Raw genomic sequence first — 14,488 nt, forward strand, 5'->3', positions numbered from 1 at the left:
TTGAGATATGGGACAGGATATAAGAAAAATGCTGCAGGAGGATAAAGAAAGCAGAAAGTTTAAAATACCGGAGGGACATCAGGCAAGATTTGAAGATCGATTAGATAAAGCTTTTCCTAAAAAAAGAAAGTCGGGCGGTCGTAAATGGTTTTTTCAAATCGCTGCGATCCTTGTAATAGCACTGGCGGCAGGAGGATTTTTTTACTTTAATTCAGGAACTTCAGTAGATCCTTATGGACCTCAGGTTGTAGAGACTTCCGAAGAAAAACCTGTAGAAGAGAAAAAAGAAAATACCACAGCAACAAAACAATTTCAGCTAAGTGATGTCTCGCCGCAATATAAAAAGATCGAAGATTATTATATGGCGAGCCTTAATATGGAATTGGCAAAACTGAGTATTAACAAAGAAAATAAGGAGCTCATCGATTCATTTATGAAACAATTGGCAGAGCTTGATAAAGAATACAAAAGATTAAATAACGAATTAAATGAGTTAGGACCTAATGAACAAACCATCGAAGCCATGGTCGCTAACTTACAGCTTAGATTAGAGTTGTTGTTCAAACTAAAACAAAAGCTAAAAGAAATTAAAGGATCAAAAGACAACAGTTATGAAAATGCACAAGCTTAATTATATTTTACTCTTCCTTTTGGGATGTACATTTAGTGCTTCAGCGCAGGATATGATGCAGCGCAGTTATGATGTAAACAAGGATGTCGTTATTGAGGTAGATGCTAAAAATACCAATATCATCATAGAAAGCTGGGATAAAAACACGGTAACGATCGAAGCTTTTATAAATGATGGTGTGCCAAAGAATAAAGCCACAAAAATGATGGATACCTGGAAGCTTAGTACTAGTGGATCTAAAAATAAGGTTCAGGTTTCATCAAAATCTGATATGAATGTGAACTGGGATGTAGACATTAACGGACCTGAACTTAATAATGCTTTAGCGCAATTACCAGAAATTATGGGGCCAATAATGGATAATTTGGTAACCCCTTTATTACAAAATATATCTGAACATCCTTTACCACCGGATCTATTTGAAAATATGGGAGATTTAAATTTTGATTACGAAGCTTATCGTAAAGAAGGAGATGCCTATTTAGAGCGTTACGAAAAGCAGGTGGATAAAAAGTTTGGAAAAGACTTTGAAAGGAAAATGGAGAAATGGGCGGCAAATTTTGAAAAAAATGCTGAAGTAAATAGCGAAGAGCTCGAAAAAAGTATGGAAGAATGGGGAAATTCTTTTGGTGCCAGTATGGAGAAATGGGGAGAATCTTTTGGTGAGAAAATGGAAGCCTGGGGAAAGAATTTTGAGAAAAAAATGACAGTCAAAGAGAAAACTGGGCAAAATGTGCCAAATATCGTTATGTTGAATCGAAACAGTGATGGTAGCCAGGCCCAAAAAACCATTAAGATAAACGCGCCCAGAAATGCTAAAATCAAACTTAATGTTCGATATGGTAAAATAGCATTAGATCATGCTGACAATTTAATAGCTGAGCTGGCTCATGCCAATTTTAAAGCGAATAAAATCACGGGTAAGGATACTCATGTAAAGGTTTCTTATACTCCGGTATCTATAGAAAATTGGGATTATGGAGTTTTAAATGCTTCTTATCTGCCAAGTTGTGCTATCAATACAGCCAGAAGTATAAAATTGATCTCTAACAGTAGCGACGTGAGTATAAATCGCTTAAGCGAAACAGGAATTTTATCGGGAACCTTTGGAAATTTAGCGATTAAAAATGTAGGCGGTAGTTTTAAGAATCTTGATATAAGTCTTGAAAATAGTGATCTTAAATTAAAGTTACCACAATCTGCATTTAAATTTAATTACAACGGTACGCAAAGTGAAGTGAATTACCCTGGAGGATTAAAAGTAGATAAAACTTCGTCGTACGACAATGAAATTCTAAAGGGATATCATAAAAGCTCAAATACTGATGCTCAAATTAGCATTTCGGCAAGATTTAGTGACGTGTTGCTAAATTAGAACGCAAAGATTACTTTTGGCGAAAATGCAATCTATGAAAACTAATTTCGCTGAATACATTTCCGGGTTAACTGCAGATTTTACTCCAATTGTAGGAGGAGATTTACAACAGGAAGATTTTATTGCCATCGACCTGTCTGCAAATAACCCGGAACTTTTGAAATTAGAACAACTTTCTTCGGAAGCTTTTTCTATATTTATAGATCATAATCTTAAAGTCGCCGGTAAAAAAGTGGCTTTTGGTGGCTATAATGAAGTGAGAAAACTTTACCAACGTAGTCAGCTTTTCAATAAAAATTTAGAAGAATTTTTAAACCGTAATATCCATATTGGCCTGGATATTTGGACGGCTGAAGGAACCGATGTGCTAGCGGTATTAGAGGGAGAGGTTCACAGCTTTCAGGATAATGCTAATTTTGGAGATTATGGGCCTACAGTGATTTTAAAACATGATTTTGATGATGAGATTTTTTATTCCCTTTATGGGCATTTAAGCAGAAAGTCATTAGAGAAAATAGAAGTAGGACAGCAGGTAAAAGCACAGGAAAAAATAGCTGAACTTGGCGCTGCGGAGGAAAACGGAGATTATGCACCGCATTTACATTTTCAGATTATTAAAGACTTACAGCAAAATAAAGGAGACTATCCGGGCGTAGCTTCTAAAAAAGACCTGGATTTTTATTTGGAGAATTGCCCCGACCCTAATTTGCTGTTGAAGATATAGCTTTTCAGCAAGTTACTTTTCTTTCTTTTTAGTAATTAACGCTACGATTGCTCCGGTAACAATTCCCATAGCTAAAGCATTAAAAATCTGCATAAAAATATACATTTTTATACTATGCATCATTTCAGCATTTTCTGGGGTCATACTCTGTTTTTCTGAAAGTGTAATCATATTTTGAAGATAGTCCGGACTAATAACTGTGACCGCGAAATACTGGATGAGCGGCGTAAGAATTGTGATTACTCCGGTAAGAATTACACCACTGATAAAGCCCTGTTGCCATCCGAATTTTTCGCTTTGGAAGTACTTTTCTCTTTTTTCTCTTAAAGCTGCGTAATAAATTAAAAAAGCAATTACTGCGAAAAATAAAGAATAGACACCCTGTACGTCGATATGCTCATCATGCCATCCCATTATTTTTTCGAAAGCAATCCAGATGAGTTGGGCGATCACAAAAGTGACTCCCCATTTTACTTCAACATTAAATTTTTTCATTCGTTGGTCAACCTTTTAGAGCAGCAAAAATAAGAAAGCATTTTTAAGACTGGTTAGTAAAGATGAAATTTTAGTTTTAAGCCTTGCTATTAGCATATAGACTGTAGCCTTTGTATACTTAATATTCAAGAGTCAGGAAGCAAGGCTATATAAATTCAATGGACAATGGATTATTGAAAATGAGATAATGTAGTGATATGAGTACGGATGATTTGAAAACCGTATAATACAAGGTTAAACCATGAACCGAATACCGAAAAATGAAATAAAAAAAGCTGCCTTTTAAAAGACAGCTTTTCAATATCTGGTAAATTAAAATATTAAGCTTTTTTAACCACAACCCATTCACCACTTTCGATTAATGGAATAGCTTGCTTATATTTTACGGTTTTGTTTTCACCTTTAGTGACATGTTTTATTACCACTTTATCGTTACGACCAATTTTTGGTTGTTCACGAACTATAGTCTCGGTTACCTGAGGACGTTGAGGTTGTTGTGCACCACTGGCAGCATTCCCTGCTGCACGACTTTGCGCCGCACGCTCATCAAGATTCTGAATTTCTTCTTTAGAGGCTTCAATTTTTTCTTGACGGCGTTTTCTGGCCTCATGGATGTTAGTCATGTTTCCTTCCGGGATTTCTCCTTTAAACAAGAAGCCAATCACATCACGATTTACATCTTCAAGCATGGCTTTAAACAATTCAAATGCTTCGAATTTGTAAATTAATAAAGGGTCTTTTTGCTCGTGTACAGCCAGCTGAACACTTTGCTTCAACTCGTCCATTTTACGAAGGTGCGTTTTCCAGGCATCATCGATAATGGCCAAGGTGATATTTTTCTCGAAATCTTTTATTAGCTGTTCGCCTTTGGTTTCGTAAGCTTTTTCAAGATTAGTAACTACCTGGAGCGTTTTTTGACCGTCAGAAAAAGGTACAGATATACGCTCGAAGTTATTCGTTTCGTCTTCGTACACCTGTTCGATTACAGGATATGCTCTGGCAGCACTATGCTTCACTTTTTCACGATAATGCTCGTAGGCAGCTTTATAAACTTCAGCGGTAATTTTTTGAACATTCATTTTTCCAAAGTCAGCTTCAGAAACCGGAGAACTCATAGAGAAATAACGAATCAATTCGAATTCGAAATTCTTATAATCATTCGCTTGCTTGTTGGTTTCAGAAATTAATTCAGAAATATCGAATATCATATTCGCAAGGTCTACACGTAAACGCTCACCAAATAAAGCATGGTAACGTCTTTTATAAATTACCTCACGTTGGGCATTCATTACATCATCATACTCTAAAAGACGTTTACGAATACCAAAGTTGTTTTCTTCAACTTTTTTCTGAGCCCTTTCGATAGATTTAGAGATCATACCATGCTGGATCACTTCGCCTTCTTCCAGTCCCATACGATCCATAAGTTTGGCTATTCTTTCAGAACCAAACAAACGCATTAAGTTATCTTCTAAAGAAACATAGAACTGAGAACTACCCGGATCTCCCTGTCTACCGGCACGGCCTCTTAACTGGCGGTCTACACGACGGGAATCATGACGTTCTGTACCAATAATCGCTAAACCACCGGCTTCTTTTACTTCTTTAGAAAGTTTAATATCAGTACCACGACCTGCCATGTTAGTGGCGATGGTTACGATACCACCTTTACCCGCTTCAGCAACAATATCGGCCTCCTTCTTATGTAATTTTGCATTTAATACATTGTGAGGCACATTTCTAAGTTTAAGCATCCTACTTAAAAGCTCAGAAATTTCTACTGAAGTGGTACCAATTAGTACTGGTCTTCCTGCTTTAGAAAGGTCGGTTACATGATCGATTACTGCGTTATATTTTTCACGTTTTGTTTTGTAAACAAGATCGTCTTTATCGTTTCTGGCAATTGGTCGGTTTGTTGGAATTTCAACAACGTCTAATTTATAGATTTCCCAGAATTCACCAGCCTCAGTAACCGCGGTACCTGTCATCCCCGAAAGTTTACGGTACATTCTAAAGTAATTCTGAAGGGTTACTGTAGCAAAAGTTTGGGTAGCATCTTCAATCTTTACGTTTTCTTTTGCTTCAATTGCCTGGTGTAAACCGTCGCTATAACGACGCCCGTCCATAATACGGCCGGTTTGCTCGTCTACGATTTTTACCTTATTGTCCATCACCACATACTCGGTATCTTTTTCGAATAAGGTGTAGGCTTTTAAAAGCTGACGCAGTGTATGAATACGTTCACTTTTTACGCTGTAATCACGGAAAAGTTCTTCTTTCTTCTCTGCTTCTTCTTCTTTAGAAAGACCTTCGTTTTCGATTTTGGCGATTTCCATACCAATTTCTGGCATGACAAAGAAATTGGGATCATCCTGTCCAGAAAGATATTCAATACCTTTATCAGTAAGATCGATCTGGTTATTTTTTTCTTCAATGGTAAAGTACAATTCGGCATCAACCTTGGGCATTTCCCGGTTATTATCCTGCATGTAATGATTCTCAGTTTTTTGAAGGATTTGTTTTATACCTTCCTGACTCAAATATTTTATTAAGGCTTTATTCTTTGGGAGTGCTCTGTAAGCCCGTAATAGTTGAAGTCCGCCTTCTTTTTGATCGCCTTCGGTAATTAATTTTTTAGCTGCCTGAAGAAATTCTGTAGCCTTTTTACGTTGAATTTCATAGATATTCGAAACAGCTGGTTTTAGCTGATCAAATTCATGTATGTTTCCTTTAGGAATAGGTCCCGAAATAATAAGCGGTGTACGGGCATCATCAATTAAAACCGAATCGACCTCATCGACAATCGCATAATTATGTGGACGTTGTACCAGATCGTCTGGAGCGTGCGACATATTATCCCTTAGGTAATCAAAACCAAATTCGTTGTTGGTTCCGTAGGTGATATCTGCATTATAAGCTTTTCTGCGGGAAGCCGAGTTAGGGCGGTGATAGTCAATACAATCTACACTTAGACCGTGAAACTCGAATATGGGTGCCATCCAGGCACTATCACGTTTTGCCAGATAATCGTTAACCGTTACCAGGTGAACCCCTTTCCCGGTAAGCGCGTTTAAGTAAACAGGAAGGGTTGCAACAAGAGTTTTACCTTCCCCGGTTTGCATCTCTGCAATTTTACCCTGGTGCATTGCCACACCACCAATAAGCTGCACATCATAATGAACCATATCCCAGGTTACCGGTTTACCGGCTGCATCCCAGGAGTTGTTCCAAATCGCTTTATCACCATCCAGGGTAACGTAATCTTTTTCTGCGGAAATCTCGCGATCATAAGCAGAAGCGGTAACCTCTAAAGTTGGATTGGCAGCAAAACGTTTTGCCGTTTCCTTTACGGTAGCAAATGCTTCTGGTAGAATTTCGTTTAAAACACCTTCTGAAATTTCGTAGGCCTTATCTTTAAGTCCGTCGATTTCGGCATAGATATCTTCTTTACGTGTAATATCATCAGATTCTTCGGCTTCTTTTTCAAGATTTTCAATCTGTTGATTTACATCTTTTAAAGCTTCTGATATTTTTGATTTAAAATGTGTAGTCTTAGCGCGAAGCTCGTCTAAACTCAATGCTTCAAAATCTGCTTCGAGCGCTTTAATTTTATTTACAATAGGTTGTATTTCTTTGACGTCCTTTTTGGATTTGTCGCCAACAAATACTTTTAATACAGATTCTAAAAAACTCATAGTTTTTCTATTATTACGGGTTCAAAGGTAAGCAAAAAAAAAGCCTCATTAATAAATGAGACTTTTAACTTTATGCGTACAAATGTAATTTAATATTCATCTTCATTCCACAGATAATCATCATCTGTTGGATAATCGGGCCATATTTCTTCGATAGAATCATAAGAGTCACCTTCATCTTCAATGGCCTGTAGGTTTTCAACTACCTCTAGTGGTGCTCCGGTTCTAATGGCGTAATCAATTAACTCATCTTTGGTGGCCGGCCATGGTGCATCACTTAAATAAGATGCTAATTCTAAAGTCCAGTACATTAGTTAATCGGGTTTTTAATTTCTGCAAAAATAATTTTTTTACTGAAATACCCAAGAAAAAAGTCTGCTTTTTATTCAATATAGTTAAGAACATAAGCAAAAGCGCTAAAAGCCTAGCAAATACAGCAATATTTTACATTTAATCCCTCATTGAGGTTTTAATTTTTATATACGGTCTCGAAAGTATCAAAATATTTTCTGATTAATACATCGTGCGCTCGCCCCAGGTTTTTAATGTTGCTGATTTTTATGAATTTTCAGGAATCCATTTAATTTCTTCAGCTTGCAGTTGTTTAGTCAATAGTCGTGCCAGTACAAAGAGGTAGTCAGAGAGTCGGTTTAAGTATTTTAAAACCTCTTCATCAAATGCTTCCTGATTATATAAGGCTGTGCTTAAGCGCTCTGCACGCCTGCATACACATCTGGCTATGTGACAGAATGACACGCTTTGATGCCCTCCCGGTAATATGAAATGAGTCATTTCAGGCAGTTCTTCATTCATTCTATCCATTTCAGTTTCCAGTAAATGGATATCCTCTTCAGAGATACGCGGAATGTTTAGCCTGGATTTACCATTTTTTAGTGTTGCCTTTTCTGGATCGGTGGCCAGTATAGCGCCAATAGTAAACAGTTTATGTTGAATTTCAAGTAGAACTTTAGCCGTAGTGTCGTCGATTTTCTGATCCCTAATAAGCCCAATATGAGCGTTAAGTTCATCTACGGTTCCGTAGCTTTCAATACGTATATGATGTTTAGGGACGCGGGTACCACCAAATAAAGCAGTAGTGCCTTTATCTCCTGTTTTTGTATAAATTTTCATTCGGTAATTTTTTCAAAAGAGTATTGAAAAGCGAAATTACAAAGTTTAGCCACCACTCAGTTGGTTTCTTTTTCTTTTTCTTCTTCTTTTTTGCGGGCCTGATATCTTCTTCGAAAATCCAGATTTTCGCTACGTCTTTTTTTTCGCTGCTTGGCACCTATTGAAAATACCAGCAATCCAATAGCAATGATGATAAGATAAATATAGGTTTCCTGATCTAAATCGAACACAAGCTTAAGATTCTACGTTATACATACAAAGTTAAGATTTTTCTTTAAAGCGAATAGCGGTAAGTATCAGCTGTTAGTTTGTTCAGTTTGAATTGAAGTATGAAAAATACGCTAGAAATTATCGAGTAGATTAGGGGATGAGGTTGTTTAAGAAGTTGAAAGTTATAAAGTTATAAAGTTGGAAAGTTGAAAATTATTTTAAATAAAGCGTGCTGTAAATATTTGATTTTCAATCTTTCACTACTCACTACTCACTACTCACTACTCACTACTCACTACTCACTACTTCTTTCCTGGTATCACTTTCAATAATTCCGTCACGTAAGCGAATAATCCTATGAGCATGTTCTGCAATATCTTCTTCGTGCGTAACTAAAATAACGGTATTCCCCGCGGCGTGGATTTCATCAAAAAGATTCATGATTTCTACAGAGGTTTTAGAATCCAGGTTTCCCGTTGGTTCATCGGCAAGAATTATCGAAGGTTTATTGACTAAAGCCCGTCCAACAGCTACACGTTGCCGTTGTCCTCCTGAAAGTTGATTGGGTTTATGATCCATACGATCGCCGAGCCCCACATTTGTTAAAACTTCTTCAGCCCTTTTTTTACGGTCGGCTTTAGAGGCGCCGGCATAAATCATGGGAAGCGCGACATTATCTAAAGCAGTGGTTCTTGGTAGCAAGTTAAAGGTCTGGAATACAAACCCAATTTCTTTGTTCCGTACTTCCGCCAGTTCACTATCGGTCATTTTACTTACATCTTTTCCATTTAAGATATAGGAACCGCCGGTAGGCGTATCCAAACAACCCAATAAGTTCATTAAAGTTGATTTTCCCGATCCCGAAGGCCCCATGAATGCTACATATTCACCACGATCAATATCCAGATCGATACCTTTAAGCACTTTTACAATTTCTTGCCCTAAAGGGAAATTTCGAATAATATTTCTAATTTCGATAACCTTCTTGCTCATAGAAAACCAGTTTATATGAATATGACGCAGGGATTTGGTTTTTGTTACATTAAATAAATAAATTCTATATTTTAGTCGAAAATTTGATATCTCTCAATAATTGAAAACTTTATCCATTTTAGTTCCTGCATATAACGAGGAGAATACTATAATTGAAGTGTTAAATGAGCTTAAGCATCTTAAGTTGGATTATAATATTAGTACAGAAATTTTAGTTATAGATGATTGCTCCAAGGATAATACGGTGAAACTGGTTAAATCATTTATAGCCGACAACAAGGATGTAAATATAAACCTTCTCGAACAAGCTATGAATAAAGGTAAAGGAGCGGCTTTACATAAGGGTATAGCAAATTGTAAAGGAGATTTTATTATTGTACAGGATGCCGATTTGGAGTATGATCCAAATGAATTTAATATCTTATTGAAACCTGTAATGCAGGGAAAGGGAGATGTAGTTTATGGCTCTAGGTTTATGGGGGGCAATGCTCATCGTATATTGTTTTTCTGGCACACAATAGGAAATAAATTTCTTACCCTTTTAAGCAATGCTTTTACCAACCTGAATCTTACGGATATGGAAACGTGCTATAAATTATTTAGAGCAGATATTCTTAAGAGTTTGGAACTTAAAGAAGAACGATTTGGCTTTGAACCTGAAGTTACTGCTAAAATGAGTAGATGGCCAGATGTTCGAATATATGAGGTTGGGATCTCTTATTACGGAAGAACGTATAAGGAGGGAAAGAAAATAAATTGGAAAGACGGTTTTAGAGCTTTGTGGTGTGTGTTGAAATATAATACAATATCAAAGTAATGAATGCTAAAAAAGTAATTCCATTTTTTTTAGCTGTTATAACTCTATTTATTTTAATTTATAATTTTAGAGTAGCTGAAAAAGAAAAATATAAAACATATGGGGATGCCTTAGATTATGTCCATCTCGCAGTATCAGTTTTGAAAACTGGAAATTATGGGCATCTAGACTTAGAATATGGAGATTTATTAAAAGACTTTAAGTCAGGGGATATAAATAATAAAGATTATGCCTTTAAAACATATAGCACCTGGCGCCCCCCATTTTGGCCGTATATTATAGCTTCTATATTTTTTCTTTTTGGGTTTAAATTGACCTATCTTATAATATTTAAAATATTATTGCATGTTTTGGGTTGCTTTTTGTTTTTTAGAACTCTCAAAAATCTTCGTTTTGACTATTGGCCAATTGTAATATCAGTGTTTTTATACGCTGTAAGCCCAAGCTGGCAAATCTATAGTCGTGTTTTTCTTTCTGAACCTATAACACTATTTCTATTTACTACTTTTTTATACTTTATAACTCAAAAAAAAGCATTAAAATCAAATAAAAAAATAATCCAAATCGCTATAGTAGGAGGACTAATCATTGTCTGTCACCCTTATTTTTTATTTTTTCCATTTTTAGCATTTCTTTTTCTTTTAGTTTTTAAACAAATTAATTTCAGAAGTTTTATTGTTGGAGGAATTTTCATGCTCATCCTTCCGTTAAGTTGGGTGTTGAGAAATTGCTTGGTTTTGGAAACAAACTCATTGTTATTAACTACATCTACCGGTGCAGTTATGGCTAAAGGCTGGAATAAAGGTGTATTAAAGCTGCATAATAATGTGAATGGAGATTTAGCTGATGAAACCTTGGTTCTACTTCATTACGAGAAACAAGAAAATTATGAAAATAATGAGGTTGGAAAAATGCAATTATACAAAGATGCTACGGCAAACTTTATTAAAACTAATAAGAAATTAATTTTACCAATAATTTTTAAAAAATTGAAAAGCGCGTTCAATCCTTTAGCAGAACATAGCAAAGCAGGTGTATTAGAAAAAGGTAGAGTTCTTTATCATGTTTTAGGTTTTTTAGCCATGATTTTCGTTCTCTTTTTAAAGAACAAAATCACTAGAGTCCTGTCTTTAACCCTAATTTTTTCTACCATTTGTATTACAATAATTACATATTCAGGTTTTAGATTTAGAGTGCCACAATCTGCATTAGAATTATTTTTTTTAGCCTTTGTAATTCAATTTATTTACATAAAGTTCTTTCGTACAAGTAATAGAGTTACAATCTAATTGTAAAATCTTGTTTTGCCTGTTCCCTGCGGAAGAATACCAGGCCTAAATAAAAAGTGTCGATCGTCACCTGCACTTTAGGATGTTTCTTAATTTCTTTCCAGGCCTCTTCCATTTCTTCGGAAAGGTGAATATCGTCAAAAATAAAAACCGAATCATTATGCGCTGTGGGTAGCAATATTTCGAAATACTGAAGGGTAGCGGCTTTTTGATGATTACCGTCGAAGTAAATTAAATCGAGTTTTTCCGAATTTATGAAATCAGGTAAATAGTGCTGAAATTCACCAATCTTGAGATCAATATTTTTTAGGCCGAATTTCTCGAAATGCTGCCGGGCGATCTTTGCGGTTTCCGGGCAACCTTCAACCGTAATCAATCTTGCTTTTTCAGCGGAAGCAATGGCTGCAGAGGCAATTCCCAGGCTGGTGCCAAGTTCCAAACAATTCTTCAACTGAAGATATTGAGTGATCCTGAATAAGAATTTTGCTTTTTTTGAAGTGATTCCGGCTACTTTAGCGATTTTAGAAACCGTTCTATGATTGCTTTTAAAAATTCGGCTACCGGCACCAAAATCGGTTACTTCAATTTCTGTTTGGTTAGTTAAGAGCTCGGTTTTGTAATTCCTAATTTTGGTATATTCCGGATATTTTTTTTTATCGTAAAAGCAGTTGGTCACCAAATCGTAAACAAAAGGAGAGTGTAAGCCGTGTTGGTTTTGTGACGAAAAAAGGAATTTTATATAAGCTTTTAATTGGTGCAATGTTTTTTTTATAGTTTAACGGTTTACAGTTTTTTAGCTCTAAGCTGTCAGCTCTCAACTCAAAGTAATTCAAAATTTTATCCTGATTCCTGATTCCTGATTCTCCCTTTTTACTTTCTACTTAAAACGTTCTAACTTATCCCCGTTCACCACTATAGCTTCGATTTATTGTTCTTTTTAAAATGACTCAACCGTCGTTAGCCTGGTGCACTGAGTGATTTCTTAGAAATCGTATCGAAGTTCCGGGAGTGGTAGCCGTCAATCTACAGTTATCAATAAAAAATTAGCTTTCAGAGAATTCAAAATTTAAGATTCAACATTCAAAATTAAAAAATCCATCATCAAATTTTCAAATCACCACATGATCTCATCTAAATTAGGACCATGAGTATAATCCTGATTTTAACAGCAAAGTAAATTCTATTCTATTTTCTAAATGCTAACTCTCCATTTTCTCCATCAGCTCGAACCATCGTTCGGTTTTGGTTTCGATTTGTTTTTCAATGTCTTTTAAGGCTAAAGAGGTATTGTCGATTTCTTCTCCGCTCATCTCTTCAAGAAACTTTTTCTGAACTTCTTCTTTTTTCTTTTCGAGCTTAGCAATTTCCTTTTCTAATTTTTGATATTCTTTTTGTTCGTTGTAACTCAGTTTAGATCCCGTACTATTGTCTTTCCAATCGCTTTTAGTAGTCTTTTCTGAGGTTTCGTTTTTTTCTTCTGAAGTAGCAATACTCCCTTCATAGGCACGATAATCTGAATAATTTCCAGGGAAATCTTCGATTTGTTGATTTCCAGGGAAAACAAAAAGATGATCTACGATTTTATCCATAAAATAACGATCGTGGGAAACGACCAATAAACATCCCGGGTAATCTAAAAGAAAGCTTTCTAAAACATTAAGGGTAACAATATCCAGATCATTGGTAGGTTCATCCAGGATTAAAAAGTTTGGGTTTTGAATCAAAACGGTACACAAATACAATCGTTTTTTTTCGCCACCACTAAGCTTTTCTACAAAATCATACTGCTTTTTACGATCGAAAAGAAAACGCTCTAATAATTGCTGCGCAGAAATTTGCCTTCCCTTTTTTAGCGGAATGTAATCCCCAAATTCACGAATCACATCGATTACTTTCTGCCCTGGTTTAACTTCGATACCGCGTTGGGTGTAATAACCAAATTTAATGGTTTCGCCTACTACGACTTTCCCGGTATCTGGCTTTATTTCGCCGGTAAGAATATTTAAAAATGTCGATTTTCCGGTACCGTTTTTACCTATAATCCCGGCGCGTTCTCCTTTCTGGAAGTTATAATCAAAATTTTCGAAAAGTGTTTTGTTTTCGAAACTCTTGGAAATGTTATGGAGTTCGACCATTTTACTGCCCAATCGTTCCATATTAATTTCCAGTTGCACCTCGTGGTCTTTACGTCGTTTAGAAGCACGATCCTTTATTTCGTGAAAATCATCGATTCTTGATTTCGATTTTGTGGTACGCGCTTTAGGCTGGCGGCGCATCCAATCCAGTTCTTTTTTAAAAAGCTGTTTCGCCTTTTCGGTATTGGTGTTTTCCAGTTCAATCCTGGATTCTTTTTTATCTAAATAATAGGAATAATTTCCTTTGTAGGTATAAAGCTGGCCTTCATCCAGTTCTACAATCTCATTACACACCCGCTCCAGGAAATAGCGATCGTGAGTTACCATGAAAATGGTAAAATTCTCTTTCCTAAAGAATTCTTCCAGCCATTCAATCATATCCAGGTCAAGATGGTTGGTAGGCTCATCCATGATTATAAAATCAGGTTTTTGTAGCAGCATATTGGCTAAGGCCAGTCGCTTTTTTTGCCCTCCGGAAAGGTTTTTTACTTCTTTTTGTAAATCTTCCAGTTTAAGCTGAAATAAGATCTGTTTATACTGAGTTTCAAAATCCCAGGCCTGTGCAGCTTCCATGTCCTCAAAAGCTTTTTGATAAGCTTCAGTATCTGATGGATCTTCCAGGGCAGCTTCGTAACGTTTTATGATTTCAAGCGTTTCGTTTTCCGAAGAGAAAATGGTTTGCTCTACCGTTAAATTAGGATTTAGGTCGGGTTCCTGCGGTAAAAACGCAGTTTTAATATTTTTACGATAGACCACATTTCCTTCATCTGGCGTATCAAATCCGGCCAGAATATTTAGCAGGGAAGTTTTTCCCGTACCATTTTTAGCTACAAAGCCAACTTTTTGCCCCTCATTAATTCCGAAGGAGATATTCGTAAATAAAACACGCTCGCCGTAGGACTTCGCAATATTTTCAACAGAAAGGTAATTCACAATTGATCAGTTTATCCGCAAATAAAGTTAAATTATCGAGATTGATGTTAATTATTTTAT

13 protein-coding genes are annotated in these 14,488 nt (G+C 36.0%); 5 read left to right on the forward strand and 8 right to left on the reverse strand.

Translation table 11 applies throughout. The features are described 5' to 3' along the window. Positions 1-7 precede the first annotated feature (7 nt). From ZPR_RS05155 to ZPR_RS05165, 3 genes are read left to right on the forward strand one after another with little or no spacing between them, the layout of a single operon-like run. The gene (locus ZPR_RS05155) at positions 8-631 is read left to right on the forward strand and encodes a hypothetical protein (protein ID WP_013070575.1); all 624 of its coding nucleotides are present in this window, start codon (positions 8-10) and stop codon (positions 629-631) included. Further along, on the forward strand, positions 612-2,006 hold the full coding sequence (locus tag ZPR_RS05160; protein ID WP_041578701.1) for a hypothetical protein: 1,395 nt from the start codon (positions 612-614) through the stop codon (positions 2,004-2,006). The genes ZPR_RS05155 and ZPR_RS05160 overlap by 20 nt, the downstream gene beginning before the upstream one ends. Positions 2,007-2,031: 25 nt before the next feature. Next, positions 2,032-2,730: a peptidoglycan DD-metalloendopeptidase family protein gene (locus tag ZPR_RS05165; RefSeq protein ID WP_013070577.1), complete on the forward strand. Its 699-nt coding sequence runs from the start codon at positions 2,032-2,034 to the stop codon at positions 2,728-2,730. Positions 2,731-2,742: 12 nt separating this feature from the next. On the opposite strand, the gene ZPR_RS05170 is transcribed toward ZPR_RS05165, so the two are convergent. The 6 genes from ZPR_RS05170 to ZPR_RS05190 form a co-directional block, all read right to left on the reverse strand. Continuing rightward, a complete protein-coding gene (locus tag ZPR_RS05170; RefSeq protein WP_013070578.1) occupies positions 2,743-3,225 on the reverse strand; it encodes a DUF4199 domain-containing protein in 483 nt (160 codons plus the stop codon). Positions 3,226-3,545: 320 nt separating this feature from the next. Continuing rightward, positions 3,546-6,920 (reverse strand): preprotein translocase subunit SecA, encoded by a 3,375-nt coding sequence (secA, locus tag ZPR_RS05175; protein ID WP_013070579.1) that lies wholly within the window; start codon positions 6,918-6,920, stop codon positions 3,546-3,548. An 89-nt stretch (positions 6,921-7,009) separates the two neighbouring features. Then, positions 7,010-7,231 carry a DUF2795 domain-containing protein gene (locus ZPR_RS05180; RefSeq protein WP_013070580.1) on the reverse strand — a complete coding sequence of 74 codons (222 nt, stop codon included), beginning with the start codon at positions 7,229-7,231 and terminating at the stop codon, positions 7,010-7,012. A 247-nt stretch (positions 7,232-7,478) separates the two neighbouring features. Then, positions 7,479-8,051, reverse strand: coding sequence for a cob(I)yrinic acid a,c-diamide adenosyltransferase (locus ZPR_RS05185; RefSeq protein WP_013070581.1), 573 nt, complete (start codon positions 8,049-8,051; stop codon positions 7,479-7,481). A gap of 56 nt (positions 8,052-8,107) precedes the next feature. Further along, the gene (locus tag ZPR_RS23350) at positions 8,108-8,281 is read right to left on the reverse strand and encodes a hypothetical protein (RefSeq protein ID WP_013070582.1); all 174 of its coding nucleotides are present in this window, start codon (positions 8,279-8,281) and stop codon (positions 8,108-8,110) included. Between the two features lie 268 nt (positions 8,282-8,549). After that, positions 8,550-9,254, reverse strand: a complete 705-nt coding sequence (locus ZPR_RS05190; RefSeq protein ID WP_013070583.1) for an ABC transporter ATP-binding protein — start codon at positions 9,252-9,254, stop codon at positions 8,550-8,552. Positions 9,255-9,354: 100 nt separating this feature from the next. Between ZPR_RS05190 and ZPR_RS05195 the strand changes: the two genes are divergently transcribed. Both ZPR_RS05195 and ZPR_RS05200 read left to right on the forward strand, forming a co-directional pair. Then, a complete protein-coding gene (locus ZPR_RS05195; RefSeq protein ID WP_013070584.1) occupies positions 9,355-10,071 on the forward strand; it encodes a glycosyltransferase family 2 protein in 717 nt (238 codons plus the stop codon). Further along, the gene (locus tag ZPR_RS05200) at positions 10,071-11,360 is read left to right on the forward strand and encodes a glycosyltransferase family 39 protein (RefSeq protein ID WP_013070585.1); all 1,290 of its coding nucleotides are present in this window, start codon (positions 10,071-10,073) and stop codon (positions 11,358-11,360) included. Before ZPR_RS05195 ends, ZPR_RS05200 begins: the two co-directional genes overlap by 1 nt. On the opposite strand, the gene ZPR_RS05205 is transcribed toward ZPR_RS05200, so the two are convergent. Together ZPR_RS05205 and ZPR_RS05210 are read right to left on the reverse strand one after the other, a co-directional pair. Beyond that, complete coding sequence (locus ZPR_RS05205; protein WP_013070586.1) at positions 11,350-12,120, reverse strand: O-methyltransferase; 771 nt, start codon at positions 12,118-12,120, stop codon at positions 11,350-11,352. The genes ZPR_RS05200 and ZPR_RS05205 overlap by 11 nt on opposite strands. Positions 12,121-12,559: 439 nt before the next feature. Then, on the reverse strand, positions 12,560-14,428 hold the full coding sequence (locus tag ZPR_RS05210) for an ABC-F family ATP-binding cassette domain-containing protein (RefSeq protein WP_013070587.1): 1,869 nt from the start codon (positions 14,426-14,428) through the stop codon (positions 12,560-12,562). Positions 14,429-14,488 lie beyond the last annotated feature (60 nt).

The organism is Zunongwangia profunda SM-A87, assembly GCF_000023465.1.
Classification (GTDB): Bacteria; Bacteroidota; Bacteroidia; order Flavobacteriales; family Flavobacteriaceae; genus Zunongwangia; species Zunongwangia profunda.

Bases quoted from the DNA above. Each gene is read 5' to 3' on its own strand.
- ZPR_RS05155 (WP_013070575.1), top strand. From the start codon at position 8: ATGGGACAGGATATAAGAAAAATGCTGCAGGAGGATAAAGAAAGCAGA.
- ZPR_RS05160 (WP_041578701.1), top strand. From the start codon at position 612: ATGAAAATGCACAAGCTTAATTATATTTTACTCTTCCTTTTGGGATGT.
- ZPR_RS05165 (WP_013070577.1), top strand. From the start codon at position 2,032: ATGCAATCTATGAAAACTAATTTCGCTGAATACATTTCCGGGTTAACT.
- ZPR_RS05170 (WP_013070578.1), bottom strand. From the start codon at position 3,225: ATGAAAAAATTTAATGTTGAAGTAAAATGGGGAGTCACTTTTGTGATC.
- secA (WP_013070579.1), bottom strand. From the start codon at position 6,920: ATGAGTTTTTTAGAATCTGTATTAAAAGTATTTGTTGGCGACAAATCC.
- ZPR_RS05180 (WP_013070580.1), bottom strand. From the start codon at position 7,231: ATGTACTGGACTTTAGAATTAGCATCTTATTTAAGTGATGCACCATGG.
- ZPR_RS05185 (WP_013070581.1), bottom strand. From the start codon at position 8,051: ATGAAAATTTATACAAAAACAGGAGATAAAGGCACTACTGCTTTATTT.
- ZPR_RS05190 (WP_013070583.1), bottom strand. From the start codon at position 9,254: ATGAGCAAGAAGGTTATCGAAATTAGAAATATTATTCGAAATTTCCCT.
- ZPR_RS05200 (WP_013070585.1), top strand. From the start codon at position 10,071: ATGAATGCTAAAAAAGTAATTCCATTTTTTTTAGCTGTTATAACTCTA.